This is a genomic window from Bradyrhizobium oropedii (genome assembly GCF_020889685.1).
GTDB classification, from domain to species: Bacteria; Pseudomonadota; Alphaproteobacteria; order Rhizobiales; family Xanthobacteraceae; genus Bradyrhizobium; species Bradyrhizobium oropedii.
Genome location: NZ_JACMYO010000096.1, coordinates 1 through 20,295 on the forward strand (window position 1 = coordinate 1; position 20,295 = coordinate 20,295).

A 20,295-nucleotide genomic window follows, 5' to 3' on the forward strand; every position below is an offset into this window, starting at 1 on the left:
CCGCGCTCTGCGCCGCGGTGATCGGGATCGGCGCGGCGATCCTGCCGTGGCGGGCGATCGCGCCGATCGCGCGGCCTGATACCTCGGTCTATTCCACGGCCACGATCGCGCGCGGCAAGGAGCTTGCGGCGCTCGGCGCCTGCGCCGTCTGCCACACCTCGGAGCATGGCATCGCGAACGCCGGCGGCCGGCCGCTCGAAACGCCGTTCGGCACCATCAATACGACCAACATCACGCCCGACGTCGACACCGGCATCGGCGCCTGGTCCTATCCCGCCTTCGAGCGCGCGATGCGCGAGGGTATTCATCGCGACGGGCGGCATCTCTATCCGGCGTTTCCGTACACGCATTTCGCCAAGACGTCCGATGCCGACCTGCAGGCGCTCTACGCCTATCTGATGGCGCAGGCGCCGGTGCGCGCCGAGACGCCGGCGAACGCGCTTGCCTTTCCGTTCAACCTGCGGCCGCTGCTCGCCGGATGGAATGCGCTGTTCCATCAGCCGCAACCATTCCAGCCCGATCCATCGAAGTCGGCGATCTGGAATCGTGGCGCCTATCTGATCGAAGGTCTCGGTCATTGCAGCGCCTGCCACTCGCCGCGCAATGCGCTCGGCGCCGAACGGCAAGCGGCCTATCTCGCCGGCGGCTTTGCCGAAGGCTGGGAGGCACCGGCGCTGACGTCGCTATCGAAGGCGCCGATCCCCTGGAGCGAGGACGAGCTGTACGCCTATCTGCGCACCGGCGAATCCCGCCTGCACGGCGTCGCCGCGGGGCCGATGGCGCCGGTCGTGCAGGAGCTCGCCGCGTTGCCCGACCAGGACATCCGCGCCATGGCGGTCTACCTCGCCTCGTTCAACGAGAGCGCCGATCGGCCGGCCCATGATAGCCTGGTTGCCAAGCTCGAAGCCGCCACCGCCGTCGCCACCGCAGCGTCTGCGGGCGCGCGGATCTATCAGGGCGCCTGCGCCGTCTGCCATGAGGTCGGCGGCCCGCCGCTGTTCGGCAGCCGGCCGGCGCTGGCACTGAACAGCAATCTGCACAGCGACGTGCCCGACAATCTGATCCAGGTGATCCTGCACGGCATCGCCAAGCCGGCCGTGACCGATCTCGGCTACATGCCGGCCTTCCGGGACAGCATGAGCGACGGCCAGGTCGCCGAACTCGTCACATTCCTGCGGCAGCAATTTGCCCCGGGCAAGCCGGCCTGGATCGATGTCGCCGCCACGGTCGGCCGTATACGGCAGACCATAGCGCGCTGACCTGCCATGTTCCGCCCGATACCCACTGGGCGACCGCCGCGGGGCAGGCTAAGGTTCCCGCATGACCGTGACAGATATCGCGACCCGGACCTACAACCACGGCTGGCGGCTCGACCCGATCGTGCGCAGCCTGCTGGACACCGATTTCTACAAGCTGTTGATGCAGCAGATGATCCGGGAAAGCTATCCGGACACGCGCACGACCTTTTCGGTGATCAACCGGTCGACCCATATCCGGCTTGCCGAGGTCATCGACGAGGGCGAGCTGCGCGCCCAGCTCGACCACGCCCGCACCATCCGCTTCAGCAAGAAGGAACTGATCTGGCTCGCCGGTAACACGTTCTACGGCAAGACCCAGATGTTCTCGCCCGAGTTCATCAACTGGCTCTCGACCTTCCGCCTGCCCGAATACGAGCTGCACAAGGTCGACGGCCAGTATGAGCTGCATTTCCACGGGCCGTGGACCCACACCACGATGTGGGAGATCCCGGCGCTCGCGATCCTCAACGAGCTGCGCTCGCGCGCGGCAACCAAGACCTATGGCCGCTTCGCGCTCGACGTGCTGTACGCCCGCGCCAAGGCCAAGCTGTGGGCCAAGGTCGAGCGTCTGCGCAAGCTGGACGGATTGCGGCTGTCCGATTTCGGCACGCGCCGCCGCCACGGCTTCCTGTGGCAGCGCTGGTGCGTCGAGGCGGTGAAGGAAGGCCTCGGCCCGTCCTTCACCGGAACGTCGAACGTGCTGCTGGCGATGGACAACGACCTCGAGGCGATCGGGACCAACGCGCACGAGCTGCCGATGGTCGCAGCCGCACTCGCCAACGACGACCAGGAGCTGCGCTGGGCGCCCTATCGCATCCTCGACCAATGGCGCCACGCCTATGGCGGCAACCTCCTGATCGCGCTGCCCGATGCATTCGGCACCAAGCCGTTCCTGCGCGACGCGCCGGACTGGGTCGCCGACTGGACCGGCTTTCGTCCCGATAGCGCGCCGCCGATCACCGCCGGCGAAGAGATCATCAAGTGGTGGAAGCAGAAGGGCCGCGACCCCAAGGAAAAGCTGCTGGTGTTCTCCGACGCGATGGATGTCGGCTCGATCGAGGAGACGTTCCATCACTTCAAGGGACGCGTGCGCGTCAGTTTCGGCTGGGGCACCAACCTCACCAACGACTTTGTCGGCTGCGCACCTGACGGCACCGCCGCGCTCGATCCGATCTCGATCGTGTGCAAGGTGACGTCGGTCGACGGACGGCCGGCCGTAAAGCTCTCCGACAATCCGGAGAAGGCGACCGGCATCCCCACAGAGGTCGAGCGCTATCTGCGCGTGTTCGGCAATGTCGGCCGTGTTCGCACCGCAGTTCACGTTTAAAGCTGTAGCGTTTTCAAGCGAAGTGGATACCGGTTCGCGTGAAGAAAACGCGTCAAACAAAAGACCTCTACCAACCATTCCCATCGACTGACCCGACGAGCTTCGCATGCCCGCACCCAAGCCGCCTGCCTTCGAAACCCTGAGCCTGCACGCCGGCCAGCGCCCCGATCCCGCAACCGGCGCACGCGCGGTTCCGATCTATCAGACCACGTCCTATGTCTTCCAGGACGCCGATCACGCGGCCGCGCTGTTCAACCTGGAGCGTGCCGGCCACATCTACACGCGCATCTCCAACCCGACGACATCAGTGCTGGAGGAGCGGATCGCGGCGCTCGAATGCGGCGTCGGCGCGATCTGCACCGCCAGCGGCATGGCGGCGATGCATCTCGCGATCGCGACGCTGCTCAATGCCGGCGACCATATCGTCGCCTCCGCCTCGCTCTATGGCGGCACCATCAACCTCCTGGCGCACACGCTGCCGCGCTTCGGCATCACCACGACCTTCGTGAAGCCGCGCGCGCTCGACGAATTCCGCGCCGCGATCAAGCCGAACACGCGGCTCGTGATCGGCGAGACCATCGGCAATCCCGGCCTCGAAGTGCTCGACATCCCGGCGGTGGCACAAATCGCGCATGATGCGAAGATTCCGCTCTTGATCGACAATACGTTCGCGACGCCTTATCTGAGCCAGCCGATCGAGCTCGGCGCCGACATCACGATGAACTCGGCGACCAAGTGGATGGGCGGCCATGGCATCGCGATCGGCGGCGTCATCGTCGATGGCGGCCGGTTCGACTGGCGCGCCTCCGGTAAATTCCCGCAGCTCACCGAGCCCTATGCCGGCTATCACGGCATCGTTTTCGACGAGCAGTTCGGCAAGGCGGCCTTCATCATGCGCGCCCGCACCGAGGGCCTGCGCGATTTCGGCGCCTGCCTGTCGCCGACCAACGCGTTCCAGCTGCTGCAGGGCATCGAGACGCTCGGCGTCCGCATGGATCGCCACATCAACAACACCCATGCGGTGCTGGACGCGCTCGCCGCGAACAAGGCGGTCGACTGGGTGCTGCATCCGTCGCTGGAGACGCATCCGGATTATGCGCTGGCGAAGAAGCTGCTGCCGCGCGGCGCCGGCTCGATCATCAGCTTCGGCATCAAGGGCGGCCGCGCCGCCGGCAAGAAGTTCATCGAGTCCCTGAAGCTGATCAGCCATCTCGCCAATGTCGGCGATGCCAAGACGCTGGTGATCCATCCTGCCAGCACCACGCATCAACAGATGGATGCCGAGCAGCTCAAGGCTGCAGGGATCGGCGAGGAGCTGGTGCGGCTGTCGGTCGGCATCGAAACCGCTGACGATATCATCGACGATCTCGGCCAGGCGCTGCGCGCCTCGCAAAGGACTTAGGCCATGCAGCTTTCCGTCAACGGATCAGACACCTTCATCGCGACCGGCGGCAAGCCGTTCGATCCGCAGCTCGCCACGGTGGTGATGATCCACGGCGCCGGCTTCGATTCCTCGACCTGGGCGCTGCACAGCCGCTGGTTCGCCCATCACGGCTTCTCGGTGTTGGCGCCCGATTTGCCCGGCCACGGCCGCTCCGCCGGCAAGCCGCTGAAGACCATCGCCGAGATGGCCGACTGGATCGCCGCGCTGATCACGGCAGCCGGCGCACAAAAGGCCCGGCTGATCGGCCATTCGATGGGCTCGCTGATCGCGATCGAGACCTCCGCGCGACATCCCGACAAGGTGTCGGGTCTGGCGCTGATCGGCACCGCCGCGACCATGACGGTCGGCCCTGATCTGCTGAAGGCCGCCGAGGCCAATGACGTGGCCGCGATCGACATGGTCTCGATCTGGGGCCTCGGCTTCAAGGCCGAGCTCGGCGGCAGCCTCGCGCCGGGCCTGTGGATGCACCAGGGCGCACAGCGCGTGCTGCAGGAGGCGAAGCCCGGCGTGCTGTACAACGACCTCAACGCCTGCAACGCCTATCAGAACGGGTTGACCGCCGCGGCCGCCGTCAAAGTGCCCGCGACCTTCATCCTCGGCGAGCGCGACATGATGACCCCCGCCAAGGCCGGCAACGCGCTCGCCGCGGCGACACCGAATGCCCGCACCGTCGTGCTCGCGGCTGCCGGCCACATGATGATGGTCGAGCAGCCCGACGAGTTGCTGGCGGCGCTGCAACAATAGCGCGTGAGGTCCCTCTTCCCTTCTCCCCTTGTGGGAGAAGGTGGCGCGAAGCGCCGGATGAGGGGTTCTCTCCGCAGACGAACTCGCGGACAGAACCCCTCACCCGCCTTCATCTCGCTCCGCTCGATTTCGCCACCCTCTCCCACAAGGGGAGAGGGCGCATCCCGCGCGCGGATACACCCCCTCACCGGGCTCCGCTGCTTTCGCATTCGAAACGCCCTTTGCTGCCAACACTCCCGTGAAACGTCCCTGCGAAGGTGGGCGCCCCAAAATATCGAAAACAACCCCATGCAAAGTAGCAGGGCGGCCGCCGGCGCTCGGAGAAGCAACTTGACTTGTCGGGCAAATCAGCGATATCTTCTATTATTCCGAAATCATGCGAACGCCCAGCCCGACAGCGTATGCGTCCGTCGCGAAGAGCGAATTAGCTTGCCTTGCGTTGAGTCCTTTTGCACTCTCAGGCTAAAGTGCGATGAGATTGGGTTGAACCGTCATCACGCTTTAGCTTGTTGTTTGAGCATGATCTTTTCGGAAAACCGCTTCGCACTTTTCCGGATCATGCTCTGGGAGGCCGATGCATGAAGATGAAGATCATGAAGATGAAGACAATGACCGTCGCGTGCGCTCTCGGAGCGGCCCTGGTGCTGTTTAACCTCGGGACATCCGGTGCTGAAGCCCGGACGCGGAAGGCACAAGTCGTTCATGAACGAACGAGGGTCGTGATCTCGACGCCCGTGATAACGCCGACCCCGTGGGATTATTATATTGTTCCACGATATCGCTATCGCCCTGAAGACGACCGGGTCGATCCATACGGGCCGCCTGTGGTGTCGTCTTGGGACCTCTATGAGGGGTGGCGGTGGCCATATTGGTGGTGAACAGCGATCACGCCAAATAGATCCCATTCCCGAAAAAGTGGCGACAATTCCCTGACGGACGCGGCGGTGGCTGCTTTGGGCCAACAGCCGAAGTTGCGAACCGCGCCGATTATTGTGGCTCCCTAAGATGCCAATCTCCCTTTCGACGCTCGATAGAAGTCGGAGACCTTCGTTGCGGTGCTCTCAACGATGATGCAAGAAGATTGACGCGAGCATTCCCATCCCAGCCAACAAATTCGTAGAGCCATTGCCCGTCGTCGGGAGTGCGATAGTGCCATTCCTTGAAAGACGAACTTGGCTTGCTCGGAACGATATCCATTCCATTGGGAGGTCCGGAAGGCCCCTCCCCCGAAGCAACGGAGGCCAGCCAGCGTTTGTCGGGAGAATAGTGCGGAGGTGCAACGATGCTTGTATCGTCGCCCGTGTCCGCCCATACAAGCCGCCAACTCACACCTTCCCAATAATCGACTTCGATCAGCAACAGATCGTGCTCGGGAAAATAGCCGGTCAGTTGATATTTGACGCAGCCATCGGCGTCACTGCTCTGACACTTCGCTTCCTCGTTCAGATAAATTCGCGACTTCCCGTTCCTGAACGTCAACTGCAAACCGGGACCCGCGCGTCGGGCCAGTTGGCCAACCTGTTCCAGACAGGCTTTCTCTGAGCGATCAATATCGCCTGCGCCGTGGTCGCCGATGCATCGGCCGTCCTGCGACGGATGATCAGAAACGGAATAGGGAACGGCTGCGGGTTCTGCCGCGTCGATGCAGAGACATGCTGCCGCGCAGGCGATTACCAGCCGTGCGAGTAGAGCCCTCATTTGCCAAGCCCAGATCAGGAAACGCCGCCCCCGGCGTGATAATATAAAACTCTATTGGTCGGGTTAATGGCTTAGGTCAAAGTTGCACGCGCCGGACGGCGATGTGATGCGGCAGCATTGCCGCAGCTCCTCTTTCCTTCTCCCCTTGTGGGAGAAGGTGGCATAGGCGGCCAAAGGCCGCCGTTTCTAAGCAACGCCGAAGCGCAGCGTCGGCTACGGCGCCGGATGAGGGGTCTCTCCACAGATGAGATCGCGGATGGAGACCCCTCACCCGGCTTCGCTGCGCGAAGCGACCCTCTCCCACATCCGCCTTCGCCAAGGCTACGGCGGACATGAGGGGAGAGGATGCATCTCGTGCGGGGATGGGATTGTCTTACTGCTTCGCCGGCTTCCTCCCGATCGGATGGATCTCGATCGCGCGCAGGCGGCCGAGACGGAGCACATCCATCGATAGCGTCCGGTCGATCCGGCTGTGATCGAGTGCGCGGATCAGATCGTCGACGCCGTTGATCTCGATGCCGTCGAGCCTGATCACGACATCACCCGGCAACAGGCTGGCGCGCGCCGCCGGGCTATCCGGCTCGATCTGCATCAGCAGCGCACCCATCTTGTTCTCGACGCCGGCGAGCACCGCATGGCGCCGCGGCACCGGCGCGGTCTGGCCTCCGACGCCGATATAGGCGCGGCGGACATAGCCGTGGCGGATGATCTCCGACAGCACGAACTGCGCGGTGTTAGAGGCGACCGCAAAGCAGATGCCCTGCGCGCCGTTGATGATCGCGGTGTTGATCCCGATCACCTCGCCCTTCGACGACACCAGCGGACCGCCGGAATTGCCGGGATTGAGCGCGGCGTCGGTCTGGATCACGTCCTCGATGGTCCGCCCGCTGACCGAGCGGATCGAGCGGCCGAGCGCCGACACCACGCCGGCGGTCACCGTCGATTCGAAGCCGAGCGGATTGCCGATCGCGACCACGAGCTGGCCGCGCCGCAGGGTCTTGGAGTTGCCAAGCGAGGCATAGGCCAGATCGCGCGCGCCATCGGCCCGCAGCAAAGCGAGATCGGTGTCGGGATCGACGCCAAGCACGTGCGCATCGGTGACAAAACCCTCGGTGTCGCGCAGCCGGATCTCCTTCGACGATCCGACCACGTGGCTGTTGGTCAGCACGAACCCATCGGGCGAGATCACGATGCCCGAGCCGAGCCCGCCGCGCTCACGCGCGTTACGCACCTTCGGCCCGGTTTCGACGCGGACGACAGCCGGGCCGACGCGGTCGGTGACGTCGATCACGGCGTTGGAATAGGCATCGAGCAAGGCCCGGTCATCATCGCGGGCAGCGTCGGCGATCCGCGGTGACGACGTGTCGCCGGCGGCATCTGAGGTAAAATCCAGCATGGCGAGAATCCTTTGGTCTCCTCAGATGGTGACCAGTTCCCCGCGCGGCAAGTGGTTACGCCTGAACCTGCCCGAATGGCTAGGTCGCCCGCCGCAACGTGCCGCCGCGCGCCTTGACCGGATCGAGCAGCGACCAGTCGCCGTCCGGCAGCACGTGGCCCTTCGGGAATGGCGCGCGCAGCTCGAGCCCGAGCGAGCGCAGCACGCGGTCGTCGCGGTAGTAGCATTGCAGCACGACGCGGACGAGCGTAGCCGCGGCGGCGCCGCCACGGCTACGAAACTCCTGCGCCACCGCATCGCGCCTGGCATCGTCGAGCTCGGCGAGCGGCTTGCCCGCAAGATCAGCCAGATGATCCAGCGCCTGCGCGACCAACGCGGTGTCGCGGCCGAGCGTTGCCAGCATGTCGGCCTGGATCGCCGCATCATCCGCACCCGGCACCTTGTACTCGGCGCTTTCGGGAACGATCATCGCGGCGACGGTGCGGAGATCGGCGCGCTGGGCTGCGGTCAGTTCTTTTGCATCGGACATGGACGGTCTCAATCGAACAGATTGGCGAGGCGCTGCTTCATCTGGTCGGCGATGTAGAGCGCGAGGGCCTGGATGGTGGAGGTCGGGTTCACGCCACCCGAGGTGACGAAGATGCTGCCGTCGACGATGAAGAGGTTCTTGACGTCGTGCGAGCGGCCCCATTCGTTGACCACGGAGCGCGCCGGATCGGTGCCCATCCGCGCGGTGCCGAGCAAATGCCAGCCGCCCCAGGGAATCGGATCGTTGATGCAGATGTCGGTGGCACCGGCGGCCTCGAGGATCTCGCGGCCACGCGCCAGCCCGTGGTCCATCATCTTCCGGCTGTTCGCGCTGATCGTGTAGTCGACCTTCGGCGCGGGGATGCCGTGGCTGTCCTTCAGCACGGGATCGAGCGTGACGCGGTTATGCTCCTCCGGCAGATCCTCGCAGATCGCCGACACCGCAAGACGATGACCGTTGAGCTTGCGGAACACGCGGTGATGATCCCTGCCCCATGGCAGGATGCCCTTCTGCTCGCTCGCGACCGCCTCGAACACCGGCCCGGCGCCGCGGCCGAACTGGATGCCGTAACCGCGGACGAAGCCGCGCGAGAGGTCCGTGTCGTAGAACTCCTTGCTCCACAGGCAGGTCGGCGGCGCGCGGTTGGAATCGGTCGGCTCCTTCACGAAGCCGTAGATCTGCGCGTAGGGGTGGAACATCAGGTTCTTGCCGACCAGGCCGGACGAGTTGGCAAGGCCGTTCGGGAATTTTCCCGACACCGAGTTGAGCAGCAGCCGCGGCGTGCCAACGCCGTTGCAGGCGATGATGACGACTTCGGCCGGCTGGAATTGCTCGACGCCGTCCCTGTCGTAGTAGACGACGCCGGAGGCCATGCCGTCCTCGTTGGTCAGGATCTCGCGCACCCGGCAATGGGTCCTGAGCTCGACGCCGGCGCGGATCGCGTGCGGCCAGTAGGTGATGTCGGTCGAGGCCTTGGCGCCCTGTGCGCAGGCCGGAGTGCAGTGGCCGAGATTGATGCAGCGCGCCCTGCCCTCGTAGTCCATCGTCGCAACCGTCGTGTCCGACGGCCACCAGTGCCAACCAAGCTTGTTCATCGCCTTGCCGATCAGCGGGCCGGACAGCCCGAGCGGCTGCTGCGGCATCGGCGGATGGCTGAGCGGCGACAGCGGATCGCCCGACAGGCCGGAGACGCCCATCATGCGATCGTTCTCCTCGAAGAACGGCGTCAGCGCGTCGTAATCGATCGGCCAGTCGTCGGCGACGCCGTCGAGCGTCTTCACCTTAAAGTCGGACGGATGCAGCCGCGGCCAGTGCGCGGTGTACATCACCGTCGAGCCGCCGACCGCGTTGAAATTGACCACCTTGATCGGCGAGTTGTCGTCGTTAACAGGGTAGTCCTCGGGCCGCTTGCGAACGTTCGGGCTGGACGACCACTCGCCGTAGAATTTCGCCTCCCAATCGCGCCCGGTGCTCGGATATTCGGCAGGATTCATCCAGCCGCCCTGATCGAGGCAGAGGATATGCATCTTGGTATCGGCGAGGCTCCAGGCGACCGCGGCGCCGGAGGCGCCGGCGCCGATGATCAGGACGTCAACGGGATCGTTCGTCATTCTTGTTTCCTGGTATGTCCTCTTTCGTCATTGCGAGGAGCGGAGCGACGAAGCAATCCATGCTTCCGCGCATGACGCACGATGGATTGCTTCGCGTCGCTCGCAATGACGGGGGTGATGCAGCTCAATTGACGATTCTCACCGGCAAGCTTCGTATACCGCGGATGAAATTGGAATAGAGCCTTTGCGGCGGGCCCATCAGCTCAAAACGCAGATCGCGCGCCAGAACCTCCTCCCAGAGGATGCGGAGTTGCTGCTCGGCGAGGCGGTCGCCGACGCAACGATGGATACCGGCGCCGAAGGCGAGGTGCTGACGCGGCTTGGCGCGATCGATGATGAATTCATCGGCACGCTCGATCTTGTCCTCGTCGCGATTGCCGGAGATGTACCACATCACCACCTTGTCGCCCTTGCGGATCTGCTGCCCGGCGAGCTCGACATCATTGCGCGCGGTGCGGCGCATGTGCAGCACCGGCGTGTGGTAACGGATAGTCTCGGGCACCAGGTTCGGGATCAATTCGCGTCGGGCGCGGAGCAGCTCGAATTGCGCGGGGTTCTCGCACAGCGCCATCAGCCCCGCCGACATCGAATTCCGCGTGGTGTCGTTGCCGCCGACGATCAAGAGCCCGATCGTGCCGATGAATGCGCGCGCATCCAGATTTCGCGTCGCCTCCGAATGCGCCAGCATCGAGATCAGGTCGAAGGTCGGCGGCGCATCGACCCGGGCGTCCCACAACTTTCGGAAAGCTTCTCCCATCTTGATCAGCTCGGCGTTGCGTTCAGCCTCCGAATGCACGACCGCGTCAGGCGAATCGACGTTGGCGATCGCGACATCCGACCACCAGGTCAGCTTGGCGCGATCTTCCGCGGGAAAATCGAACAGCGTTGCCAACATCATGTTGGTGAGGTCGACCGAGACCCGCTCGGCCCAGTCGAAGGTCTCGTTGCGCGGCAGCGCATCGAGCACGGTGGCCGTGCGCTGGCGGATCAAGGCCTCCAAATTGGCGAGGTTCGACGGCGCGACGATCGGTGCCACCGTGCGGCGCTGCGCGGTATGCCCCGGGGGATCCATGCGGATGAAGCTCTGACGTTCCTGCCCCTTCGGGTACTCCGCGATCTGGATACCGCCGAGCTCGGAGGCCGAGGAATAGTTCTGGTGATCCAGCTCGACGGCAAAGATGTCGTCGTAGCGCGTCACCGACCAGTAAGGGCCGTAGGCCGACGTCTCGCAATAATGCACGGGATCGTCGCGGCGGAGTTGCGCGAACAGCGGCCGCCAGGTGTCGTCCTGGTAAAGCCGGGGATTGCTGACATCGATCGATGTCGGCCTGCGCAGCGCCTCTCCCATCGCCTCACTCCCGCTGGTTCCGTCGCCGCTTGGCGGGCGATCGTCTTGTCGGGTCGACGATAGCGGGTATCCCGCGGCCTAGTAAAGCCGCGGCGCCGACAGTCCGCCGCGCGGAATGCGCGCAGGCGGGCAAACCCGGCAAATCGCGATAGCTGCCCCGCGCTTCGATGTTTGTCGGCAACAACAAGACCGGTTAGCCTTGCCGGAAATCAACCGATCGGGGAGCAGCGACAGGTGGCCGCATCGCGCCAGGACAACAGCGCCCAGACGGCTGCGCTGGACTACGACGTCATCATCATCGGCGCCGGCCTGTCCGGCATGTACCAGCTCTACCGGCTGCGCGAGCTCGGCCTCTCGGCGCGGGTGTTCGAGGCCGGCACCGGGGTCGGCGGCACCTGGTACTGGAACCGGTATCCCGGCGCGCGCTTCGATTCCGAAAGCTATTCCTACGGCTACTCGTTCTCGAAGGAGTTGTTGCAGGAATGGGAATGGTCCGAGCATTTCGCCGGCCAGCCCGAGACCCTGCGCTACTGCAATTACGTCGCCGACAAGTTCGACCTGCGCCGCGATATCCAGTTCGAGAGCCGCGTCACGTCAGCGATCTACCAGGACGACGCGCGGAGCTGGCAGGTCGCGATGGAGAGCGGTGCGCGCCACTCATGCCGTTTCCTGATCACCGCGATCGGGCCGCTGTCGACGCCGACCCTGCCGCGCATCGAGGGCCGCGACGATTTCAAGGGGCAGTCGTTTCACACCGCGCGCTGGCCGAAGGAGAAGGTGGATTTCACCGGCAAGCGCGTCGCCGTGATCGGCACCGGCGCCACCGGCATCCAGACCATCCAGACCATCGCCGGCGAGGTCGGCCACCTCACCGTGTTCCAGCGCACCGCCAACTGGGCGGCGCCGCTGCACAACGGCAAGATCGACGCGGAAACGCAAGGCAGGATCAAGGCTGGCTATCCCGAGATCTTCGCGCGCTGCAAGGAGACCTTCGCCTGCTTCGTGCATACGCCTGACCCGCGTGGTGCGTTCGAGGTGAGCGACGTCGAGCGCGAGGCGTTTTACGAGAAGCTCTATGGCGAGCGCGGTTTCGGCATCTGGCAGGGCAACTTCAAGGATATACTGATCGACCGCAGGGCGAATGCCACCATCAGCGATTTCGTCGCGCGCAAGATCCGCGAGCGGGTGAAGAACCAGGCGGTGGCCGAGAAGCTGATCCCGAAGAACCACGGCTTCGGCACGCGGCGGCTGCCGCTCGAGACCTTCTATTACGAGGTCTACAACCGCGACAATGTCGACCTCGTCGATCTCAAGCAAACGCCGATCGAAAAGATCACGACCGAGGGCATCCGGACCAGCGACAAGGATTACGCCTTCGACATCATCATCTACGCCACCGGCTTCGATGCCATCACCGGCAGCTTCGACAAGATCGATTTTCGCGGCGCTGGCGGCGCGCGGCTGAAGGAGAAGTGGACCCACGGCCCGGAAACCTATCTCGGGCTGATGGTCGACGGCTTCCCCAACATGATGATGCTGATGGGCCCGCACACTGCGCTCGGCAACATCCCGCGCAGCATCGAATACAGCGTCGACTGGGTCACCGGCCTGCTCCACTTCGCGCGTGACAAAGGCCTGACCTTCCTCGACGCCACGCCCGAGGGCACCGCCGGCTGGACCGATCATGTCAAGGCGCTCGGTGTCGGCCTGCTGTCCAACGAGGTCGATTCCTGGATGACCGGCATCAACCGCAACGTCGAAGGCAAGCAGACGCGCATCGTCGCCCGCTACAGCGGCAGCGCACCGGCGTATCGCGAGCGGTGCGACGCGGTGGCGGCGAACGGGTATGCGGAGTTGCGGTTGGGGTAGCTCTGTGCGCTTCCCGAGAGGCGCGCGTGAGGGACGCACCGCCGGACGGATTCCCTCTCCCCTAGCGGGAGAGGGTTAGGGAGAGGGGTGCTACTTGCTCCGCTGCCAATTTGAGGGACTGCGCTCCTCCGCATTGATGCAGCGACACACGATCTCTCGCAGCTCGCCTGGGGCTACCCCTCTCCCCACCCTCTCCCGCAAGGGGTGAGGGAGCCCGCGCAGCGTGCTCACCTCACGTGCAATCGAAGCGGCCTATCCAAGTCTACCACGCGTCGATGCACGGACGCTTGCGATGCGTCCGCGGCTCCGGCTTCGGCACCGAGCGGAGGCCGGCCATGATCCAGTGCCGGGTGTCGGCCGGATCGATCACCTCGTCGATCTCAAGCACCGAGGCGATCGAGACCGCCTTGCCGTTGGCATAGAGCTCGGCGACCTTGGTCTGGAAATACTTCTCGCGCTCGACCGGGTCCGCGATCGCTTCCATCTCCTTGCGGAAGCCGAGACGGACATAGCCTTCGAGGCCCATGCCGCCGAACTCGCCCGTCGGCCACGCCACCGTGAAGAACGAGGCGTGGAAGCCGCCGCCGATCATCGATTGCGCGCCGAGGCCGTAGCCCTTGCGCAGCACGATGCCGAACAGCGGCACCGTGATGCTGGCGCCGGTGACGAACATCCGCGCGACGTGGCGCACGATCGCGGTCTTCTCGGCCTCTGGGCCAACCATGAAGCCCGGCGTGTCGCACAGCGAGACGATCGGGATGTCGAAGGCGTCGCACAGCTGCATGAAGCGCGCGGCCTTGTCGCCGGCCGCAGCATCGATCGCGCCGCCGAGATGCTTCGGATTGTTGGCGATCAGGCCGAACGGTTTGCCTTCGATGCGGATGAAGGCCGTGATCATGCCGACGCCGAAATCGCGCCGGATTTCCAGCACCGATCCTTCGTCCGCGATCAGGTCGATCACATTGCGGATGTCATAGACGCGCAGGCGGTTTTCGGGAATCGAACGGCGCAGCAGCCGCTGGTCCGGCGCCTTCCAGTGCTGCACCGCGCCCTGGAAGTAGGACAAATATTTCTGCGCCACCGTCGTGGCCTCTTCCTCGTCCTCAACCAGAATGTCGATCACGCCGTTCGGCGACTGGAACGAGACAGGGCCGACCTCGGCCGGATGATAGACGCCGAGCCCGCCGCCCTCGATCATCGCCGGACCGCCCATGCCGATCGAAGCATTCTTGGTCGCGATGATGACGTCGCAGACGCCGAGCATCGCGGCATTGCCGGCGAAGCAATAGCCGGAGACCACGCCGATCACGGGCACGAGCCCCGAGAGCTTGGCGAACTGCACGAAGGACGGACCGTCGAGGCCGGTCATGCCGAGCCGGTCGGTATCGCCGGGACGGCCGCCGCCGCCCTCGGCATAGAACACCAGCGGCATGCGCCACTGCTCGGCGAGGCCGAGCATGCGGTCGATCTTCTTGTGGTTCATATGCCCTTGGGTGCCGGCGAGCACGGTGTAGTCATAGGAGATCACCATGCAGCGCGCGCCGTCGGCGCCGAAGTCCTTGGCGTTGACGGTCGCGACGCCTGATATCAGGCCGTCGGCCGGCGTGTTCTTGATCAGGTCCTCGACCTTGCGGCGACGGCGTTGCGCCGCGATCGCGAGCGAGCCGTATTCGACGAACGAGCCTTCATCGACCAGCTGCGCGATGTTCTCGCGCGCGGTGCGCTGGTTGGTCTTGCGGCGGCGCTCGACCGAGGCCGGGCGGTTCCCGTCCAGCGTGATCGCCTTGCGCGCGATCAGCTCGCCAAGGTCAGGACGGATGTGATCGAGATCGATCGCGGCCGCTTCCTCTGCGGCATGGCCGTCGACCTCGGCGGGCTCCAGGAACAGGATCGGCTCGCCATGCATCAGGGTGATGCCGGGGCCGCCGGCAATCTTCGTCACCCGGCCGCCATGCGGCGCGGTGACGAGATGCTCCATCTTCATCGATTCCAGCACCGCGATCTGCTGGCCGGGACGGACCAGATCGCCCTCCGCGACCTCGATCGCCACGATCGTGCCCTGTAGCGGCGCCGCTACCGGGAGCGACCCTTCGGGCGCAGCCTCGGTGGCGACGGCCTTGGTCGCAGCCGCCTCGCTCACCTCGAGCAGCGGAGCAGCATGCTCCTTCGCGGCGCCGACCAGCGCCGCCACGTGGGTGTCGATGAAGTTGGTACTGATCTTGTTTCGGCCAAAGCTCTGGTGCGCCAGGATTGCGCCGAGCAGCGGGATGTTGGTGGCGACGCCGCCGATCCGGAATTCGCGCAGCGTGCGCAATGCCTTGTGCACCAATTCGGTCCATTTCGGGCTCGGCGAATGCACGATGACCTTTGCCAGCAGCGAGTCGAACGCGGCGCTGGTCCGGTAGCCGGAATAGCCGAACGTATCGACGCGGACGCCGGGGCCGGACGGCAGGTCGAACACGTTGAGCGTGCCGCCGGTCGGCTTTGTCAGCCCCTTCTCGTCCATCACCTCCATGTTGACGCGGAGCTGCATCGCATAGCCGCGCGGCAGCGGCACCGCTGATTGCGCCAGCCCGAGCGAGGCCAGCGTGGCGCCGGCGGCGACCGCAAGCTGCGACCGCACGAGGTCGACGCCGAGCACCTCTTCGGTGACGGTGTGCTCGACCTGGAGCCGCGGATTGGCCTCGATGAAGGCGAAGGCGCCCTCGCCTTCGCCGGCCTCATCATCGACGAGGAATTCGAAGGTGCCGAGATTGTCGTAGCGCGCGGCGGTCGCGAGCTGCTTCGCCGCCTCGATGATGCGCCCGCGCAGGCTCTCGCTCAATGACGGGCTCGGCGCCACCTCGATGAGCTTCTGGTTGCGGCGCTGGATGGTGCATTCGCGTTCCCAGAGATGGCTGATCGCGCCATGACGGTCGCCGATGATCTGCACCTCGATATGACGTGCCTTTCGGATCAACCGCTCGACATAGACCGCATCGCTGCCGAAGGCCGCCTTGGCTTCGGACTGGCAGCGCGCATAGGCCTCGTCGAGCTTGGCGGCATCCTCGACCACCCGCATGCCGCGTCCGCCGCCGCCGGCGATCGCCTTGATCATCACGGCGGCATTGACACCGAGCGAGGCGAAGAAGGCCTTTGCCTCGTCGAGCGACGTCGCGCCCGCGGTGCCGGCAATGATCGGCACGCCGCATGTCTTCGCCAGCGCCTTTGCCTTGGCCTTGTCGCCGAACAGATCGAGCGCTTCCGGCGACGGGCCGACGAAGACGATCTTCTCCTCGGCGCAGCGCCGCGCCAGCTGGGTGTTCTCGCTGAGGAAGCCGTAACCCGGATGCAGCGCGTCGCAGCCCGCAGCCTTCGCGGCCGCGATCACGGCCTCGATGTCGAGATAGGCGCGCGCGCCGCGGCCGGGAATCTCGTGCGCCTCATCGGCTGAGCGGACATGGAGCGAAGCTGCATCGTCGGCGGGATAGATCGCGACCGTGGCAAGGCCGCTATCGGCCGCGGCGCGGGCAATGCGGATCGCGATCTCACCGCGGTTGGCAATCAGCAATTTCTTCAACGACATGACATCTTCACCAAAGGTCAACGATCCTTCATGGTCGGATCGAGCACGACACGCAAGGACTCCCCGAGCGCATTGAAGGCCAGGGAGACGACGAGAATGGCAAGGCCCGGCGCATACATCTGCTCCGGGGCAATCTCCATGTATTGATAGGCGCGCGCCAGCATGGCGCCCCAGCTCGGATCCGGCGGCTGGATGCCGAGGCCGAGGAACGACAGGCTGGCTTCGGCCAGCAGCGCAGCGGCGAGCAGCAGCGTCACCTGCACGATGACCGGCTGCAGCGTGTTCGGCAGCACGTGGCGCCAGAGGATGTGCCAGGTCGGCGCGCCAAAGCCCCTGGACGCGTCGACATAAAGCTCCTGCCGCACGATCAGCGTGCGGGCGCGGACGATGCGCGCCAGCGCAGGAAACATCGTGATGCCGATTGCGATCATGCCGTTGGTCAGCCCGATGCCGAGCGCGCCGGTGACCGCGATCGCCAGCACGATGGCGGGGAACGACAGGAAGGTGTCGATGATGCGGCTGATGATGTCGTCGATCCAGCCGCCGAAATAGCCGGCGATCAGGCCGACCGGCAGCCCGATCAGAACCGCGACGCCGACCGCAAGCAGACTGGCATAGACGGTGGCCGGCGCGCCGTAGATCAGGCGGGAGAAGATGTCGCGGCCGAGATCGTCGGTGCCGAGCAGATGCAGCGGCCCCGGCGGCGCCAGCATGTTGTTGACGTCCTGCGCGGTCGGCGCGTAGGGCGCGATCCAGGGCGCGCCGATGGCGACGACAACGAGCACCAGCAGCACCAGGATCGACAGCGCGGCGCGCAGATCCCCGGCGAGCCAGCGCAGGAAACGCCGCAGCCGGGTCGGCCTGGCCGGTGCTTTCAGCGATGCGAGCGCGGTGTCGGTCATTGCTCGATCCTCGGATCGACTGCCGCGCACAGGAGATCGGTGACCAGATTGACCACGATCACGACGACCACCATGGTGAAGACGACGCCCTGCACGATCGGGAAATCACGCTGGATCGCGCCACGCACGATCAGGCTGCCGAGACCGGGAATGGCAAACACCGCCTCGATCACGACGGTCGCCGCCAGCATGCGGTTGACCAGCAGGCTGATGATCGTCAGCAGATTGACGCTGACATTCTTCAGGCCGTGCTGCCAGAGGATGCGCGACATCGACAGCCCCTTGGCATGCAGCGTGCGGACATATTGCGACGACAGCACCTCCAACAGTGCGCCGCGGAGCTGGCGTGCGACCTCGGCCATACCATAGGCCGCGATCGCGATGGCAGGCAGCAGCGCGTGCCGGACCGCATCGATCGGCGAGACGCTGAAGGATTTCGCGCCCGTCGCCGGCAGCCAGTTCAGCTTCAGCGAGAATTCCGCCACCAGGATCATCGCGAGCCAAAATCCTGGCACTGCGACGCCGAGCGAGGCGAGCATGCTGATCAGCTTGTCGACCCAACCGTTGGGCTTGATCGCCGCCAGCACGCCCATCGGAATGCCCGTGATGAGCGCCAGCACCAGCGCGATCACCACGATCAGCAGCGTGTTCGGGAAGGCGCGGCCGATCGAAACCGCGACCTTCTCGCCGGTCAGCAGCGATTGCGAGAGATCGCCCTGCGCGACATGGCCGAGCCAGGCGCCATATTGCACCAGGAACGGCCGGTCGAGGCCGTAGATTGTCCTGATCTCGGTAATCCGCGCGTCGGTCGCGTTGTCGCCCGCCAGCGTCACGGCGATATCGCCGGGCACCAGCTTGAGCAGCGAGAACACCATGAAGGTCGCGAGCACGATCACGGGCAGCGCCTGCACGAGGCGGCTGCCGATGACCCGGACTGGTGACCGTCGCGCCATCGCTTAGCCTTCCAACCAGACGTCGTCGTATTTCGGTTTGCCGAGCAGATTGGGCCGATAGCCCTGCACCTTCTTGTTCATGGCGACCAGCTCGAACTGGAATGCCAGCGGCACCACGAAGGCATTCTCCATCACCAGCCGCTGCACCGTGGAGAAGGCCTTGCGCCTGACCTCGATATCCTCGGACGCGCGCGATTCCTTGATCGCGGCTTCGAGCTCGGGCGGCACCGGCGCACGTCCGCCATTGTAATAGGCGTCCTTGGTGAACATCAGCGAATAGGTCAGGCTCGGATCGGGCCGTCCGGTCCAGGCCGAGAGCAACCCGGCCCCTTTCTTTTCCGGACCGAAGAAGGCTGCAGAGGCTTCCGCGACAGTGCCGTTGACGAACTTCACGTTGATACCGGCCTTGCGCAATTGCTCGAGCAGGATCTCTTCGCGCTGCACCGAATCCTGATCGGTGTAACCGCCGATCTCGATCGGGGTGCCTTCCTTGAAGCCGGCTTCGGCGAGCAGCTTGCGCGCCTTGTCGGGATCGTAGGGATAGAGCTTGGCGACCTCGGCATCATAGGCCCAGTGCGACTTCGGCAGGTTCATGTAGGCCGGTTCTGCGAGGCCGGCGAGCGCGGCCTTGACGAAGGACTCGCGGTCGATCGCGAAGTTGAGCGCCTGGCGAACCTTGATGTTGTCGAACGGCGGCCTGGCCCAGTTCAGGAAGATCTGGAACACATAGAGCGTCGGGCCGTGCACCACCTTGACGCTCGAAGCGCGCTCGATGATCGCCTTCTGCCGCGGCGGCAGCTGATAGATCAGGTCGTTCTGGCCGGCGGTGACCGAGCGGGCACCGGTGGTGAGCTCGGGAATGATCGAGATTTCGATGCCGTCGGGATACGGCCGCTCCGGCTTCCAGTATTTCTCGTTGCGCTTGACCACGATCTTTTCGCCGTCGGCCCAGCTCACGAAGGCATAGGCGCCGGCGCCGACCGGCTTGCGGGTGACGACGCCGCCTTCGGCCGCCTTCAGCGCAGTGGGCGACACCATCATGCCGGCGCGGTCGGAGAGAATGCCGGGCAGCGCGGTGTCGGGCGTCTTCAGCTTCAAGGTCACCTGCTGCGGGCCGGTGACCTCGACCGAGGCGACTGACAGCAGATCGGCCTTGATGTTCGACTTCGCATCGCCGCGGTTGCGATCGAGGTTGAACTTGACGGCTTCACCGTCGAGCGGCGTGCCGTCATGGAAGGTGACCCCGGCGCGGATATTCAGCACCAGCGTATTGGGATCGGTGAACTTCCAGCTCTCGGCAAGCCCCGGCTTCGGCTTCAGCGTGTCGAACTCCCATTCGGTCAGCGTGTCGTACATCGTGAACAGGAAGGCGTGATCGGAGCCGGCGCCGCCGGTCGCCGGATCGAGGCTCGACGGATTGGCCGGCGCTGAGATGCGCAAGGTACCGCCCTTCTTCGGCGCGCCTTGCGCGAACGCGCGGCCGCCGAGCGTGGTGCCGGCAAGCGCCGCCGAGATCAGCGCCATGGCCCCGCGTCGTGTCGTCATCGTCATGGCGTCGTCTCCAGTTTTGCTTGGAGCATGATCTTGTCGGAAAGCTGCTTCACACTTTTCC

The 20,295-nt window shown here is 65.1% G+C and carries 15 protein-coding genes; 6 read left to right on the top strand and 9 right to left on the bottom strand.

The window, feature by feature from the left end; genetic code table 11:
- The 5 genes from H8A95_RS24880 to H8A95_RS24900 form a co-directional block, all read left to right on the top strand.
- Positions 1–1,259 (top strand): c-type cytochrome (locus H8A95_RS24880; RefSeq protein ID WP_229185490.1); only part of this gene is annotated, 1,259 nt, incomplete at its 5' end.
- Positions 1,260–1,320: 61 nt separating this feature from the next.
- Positions 1,321–2,625 (top strand): nicotinate phosphoribosyltransferase, encoded by a 1,305-nt coding sequence (pncB, locus tag H8A95_RS24885; RefSeq protein WP_229185491.1) that lies wholly within the window; start codon positions 1,321–1,323, stop codon positions 2,623–2,625.
- Positions 2,626–2,731: 106 nt separating this feature from the next.
- On the top strand, positions 2,732–4,027 hold the full coding sequence (locus tag H8A95_RS24890; protein WP_229185493.1) for an O-acetylhomoserine aminocarboxypropyltransferase: 1,296 nt from the start codon (positions 2,732–2,734) through the stop codon (positions 4,025–4,027).
- A 3-nt stretch (positions 4,028–4,030) separates the two neighbouring features.
- Complete coding sequence (locus tag H8A95_RS24895) at positions 4,031–4,813, top strand: alpha/beta fold hydrolase (RefSeq protein WP_229185495.1); 783 nt, start codon at positions 4,031–4,033, stop codon at positions 4,811–4,813.
- Positions 4,814–5,391: 578 nt separating this feature from the next.
- Positions 5,392–5,691 carry a hypothetical protein gene (locus H8A95_RS24900; protein ID WP_420839451.1) on the top strand — a complete coding sequence of 100 codons (300 nt, stop codon included), beginning with the start codon at positions 5,392–5,394 and terminating at the stop codon, positions 5,689–5,691.
- A 109-nt stretch (positions 5,692–5,800) separates the two neighbouring features.
- On the opposite strand, the gene H8A95_RS24905 is transcribed toward H8A95_RS24900, so the two are convergent.
- The 5 genes from H8A95_RS24905 to H8A95_RS24925 form a co-directional block, all read right to left on the bottom strand.
- Positions 5,801–6,511, bottom strand: a complete 711-nt coding sequence (locus H8A95_RS24905; protein ID WP_229185497.1) for a hypothetical protein — start codon at positions 6,509–6,511, stop codon at positions 5,801–5,803.
- 373 nt (positions 6,512–6,884) lie between these two features.
- On the bottom strand, positions 6,885–7,907 hold the full coding sequence (locus tag H8A95_RS24910; RefSeq protein WP_229185499.1) for a S1C family serine protease: 1,023 nt from the start codon (positions 7,905–7,907) through the stop codon (positions 6,885–6,887).
- A gap of 79 nt (positions 7,908–7,986) precedes the next feature.
- A complete protein-coding gene (locus H8A95_RS24915; RefSeq protein WP_229185500.1) occupies positions 7,987–8,436 on the bottom strand; it encodes a hypothetical protein in 450 nt (149 codons plus the stop codon).
- A gap of 8 nt (positions 8,437–8,444) precedes the next feature.
- The gene (locus tag H8A95_RS24920; RefSeq protein ID WP_229185502.1) at positions 8,445–10,046 is read right to left on the bottom strand and encodes a GMC family oxidoreductase; all 1,602 of its coding nucleotides are present in this window, start codon (positions 10,044–10,046) and stop codon (positions 8,445–8,447) included.
- Positions 10,047–10,170: 124 nt separating this feature from the next.
- Complete coding sequence (locus tag H8A95_RS24925; RefSeq protein ID WP_229185503.1) at positions 10,171–11,394, bottom strand: cytochrome P450; 1,224 nt, start codon at positions 11,392–11,394, stop codon at positions 10,171–10,173.
- A gap of 234 nt (positions 11,395–11,628) precedes the next feature.
- On the opposite strand from H8A95_RS24925, the gene H8A95_RS24930 reads away from it, so the two are divergent.
- Positions 11,629–13,263: a flavin-containing monooxygenase gene (locus H8A95_RS24930; RefSeq protein WP_229185505.1), complete on the top strand. Its 1,635-nt coding sequence runs from the start codon at positions 11,629–11,631 to the stop codon at positions 13,261–13,263.
- A gap of 262 nt (positions 13,264–13,525) precedes the next feature.
- On the opposite strand, the gene H8A95_RS24935 is transcribed toward H8A95_RS24930, so the two are convergent.
- From H8A95_RS24935 to H8A95_RS24950, 4 genes are read right to left on the bottom strand one after another with little or no spacing between them, the layout of a single operon-like run.
- Positions 13,526–16,828 (bottom strand): carboxyl transferase domain-containing protein, encoded by a 3,303-nt coding sequence (locus H8A95_RS24935; protein WP_229185507.1) that lies wholly within the window; start codon positions 16,826–16,828, stop codon positions 13,526–13,528.
- 17 nt (positions 16,829–16,845) lie between these two features.
- On the bottom strand, positions 16,846–17,730 hold the full coding sequence (locus tag H8A95_RS24940) for an ABC transporter permease (RefSeq protein ID WP_163161040.1): 885 nt from the start codon (positions 17,728–17,730) through the stop codon (positions 16,846–16,848).
- Positions 17,727–18,683 carry an ABC transporter permease gene (locus tag H8A95_RS24945; RefSeq protein ID WP_229185508.1) on the bottom strand — a complete coding sequence of 319 codons (957 nt, stop codon included), beginning with the start codon at positions 18,681–18,683 and terminating at the stop codon, positions 17,727–17,729. Before H8A95_RS24945 ends, H8A95_RS24940 begins: the two co-directional genes overlap by 4 nt.
- Positions 18,684–18,686: 3 nt before the next feature.
- On the bottom strand, positions 18,687–20,234 hold the full coding sequence (locus H8A95_RS24950; RefSeq protein ID WP_420839452.1) for an ABC transporter substrate-binding protein: 1,548 nt from the start codon (positions 20,232–20,234) through the stop codon (positions 18,687–18,689).
- Positions 20,235–20,295: the final 61 nt, after the last annotated feature.